The 1969-nt window shown below is 43.5% G+C and carries 1 protein-coding gene; it reads left to right on the forward strand.

Annotation, left to right across the window (positions count from 1 at the left end; genetic code table 11):
• Positions 1 to 13 precede the first annotated feature (13 nt).
• Positions 14 to 1969 (forward strand): outer membrane protein (locus QT76_RS07735; RefSeq protein WP_033617279.1); only part of this gene is annotated, 1956 nt, incomplete at its 3' end.

Raw genomic sequence — 1969 nt, forward strand, 5'->3', positions numbered from 1 at the left:
AAAAGGAGAAAACATGAAAATCAAAAAATCCCTCTTGCTCTCTCTTTCTCTCATGCTCTCATTATCAAGGGCTGAAGACGATGGATTTTACATGAGCGTGGGCTATCAAATCGGCGAAGCGGTTCAAAAAGTGAAAAACACTGGAGCATTGCAAAATCTTGCGGACAGATACGATAATTTAAACAACCTTTTAAACCAATACAATTACTTAAATTCGCTAGTCAATCTAGCCAGCACGCCTAGCGCAATCACCGGTGCGATCAACAATTTAAGCTCAAGCGCGATTAATCTCACTAGCGGCACCACCACTTCCCCAGCCTATCAAGCTGTGGCTTTAGCGCTCAATGCCGCTGTGGGCATGTGGCAAGTCATAGCCTTTGGCATTAGCTGTGGTCCTGGCCCTAATCTTGGTCCAGAACATTTAGAGAATGGAGGCGTTCGAACATTTGATAACACGCCAAACTACAGCTACAACACCGGTAGCGGAACGACCACCACCAATTGCAATGGAGCGAGCAATGTAGGGCCTAATGGCATTCTATCTAGCAGCGAATACCAAGTTCTCAACACCGCTTATCAAACTATCCAAACCGCTCTAAACCAAAGTCAAGGGGGCGGTATGCCTGCCTTGAATGGATCCAAAAAAATGGTAGTCAGTATCAATCAAACTTTCACAAAAAACCCTACAACAGAATACACTTATGCAAATGGAAGCGGCAATTATTATTCAGGCGGATCTTCAATCCCAATTCAGCTAAAAATTAGCAGCGTCAATGACGCTGAAAACCTTTTGCAACAAGCCGCTACTATCATCAATGTCCTTACCACTCAAAACCCGCATGTGAATGGTGGCGGTGGGGCATGGGGGTTTAGCGGTCAGACCGGGACTGTGATGGATATTTTTGGCGATAGCTTTAACGCTATTAACGAGATGATTAAAAACGCTCAAACCGCCCTAGAAAAAACCCAACAACTCAACGCTAATGAAAACACCCAAATCACGCAACCAGACAATTTCAACCCCTACACTTCTAAAGACACACAATTCGCTCAAGAAATGCTCAACAGAGCGAACGCTCAAGCAGAGATTTTAAGTCTAGCCCAACAAGTAGCGAACAATTTCCACAGCATTCAAGGGCCTATCCAACAAGATCTAGAAGAATGCACCGCAGGATCGGCTGGCGTGATTAACGACAACACTTACGGTTCAGGTTGCGCGTTTGTGAAAGAGACTCTCAATTCTTTAGAGCAACACACCGCTTACTATGGCAACCAGGTCAATCAAGAAAAAGCTTTGGCTCAAACCATTTTGAATTTTAAAGAAGCCCTTAGTGCTTTAAACAAAGACTCAACAGCGATCAATAGCAATCTCTCTCATTTGCCTAACGCCAAGTCCCTCCAAAACATGACGCATGCAACTCAAAACCCTAATTCCCCAGAAGGTTTGCTCACTTATTCTTTGGATACCAACAAATACAACCAATTCCAAACCATCGCACAAGAATTAGGCAAAAACCCCTTTAGGCGTATCGGCGTGATTGACTATCAAAACAACAACGGCGCGATGAATGGCATTGGCGTGCAAGTGGGCTACAAACAATTCTTTGGTAAAAAGAGAAGGTGTGGGTTAAGGTATTACGGCTTTTTTGACTACAACCATGCGTTCATCAAATCCAATTTCTTCAATTCCGCCTCTGATGTGTGGACTTATGGCGTGGGCATGGACGCTCTTTATAACTTCATCAACGACAAAAACACCAATTTCTTAGGCAAAAACAACAAGCTTTCTGTGGGGCTTTTTGGAGGTTTTGCGTTAGCCGGGACTTCGTGGCTTAATTCTGAATTTGTGAATTTGAACATGGTGGGTAATATCTATAGCGCTAAGATGAATGTCGCTAACTTCCAATTTTTATTCAACTTAGGCTTGAGAATGAATCTCGCCAGACCTAAGAAAAAAGACAGCGATCAT

The sequence above is a fragment of the Helicobacter pylori SA37A genome, assembly GCF_000476015.1.
In the GTDB taxonomy this organism is placed as follows: domain Bacteria; phylum Campylobacterota; class Campylobacteria; order Campylobacterales; family Helicobacteraceae; genus Helicobacter; species Helicobacter pylori_DB.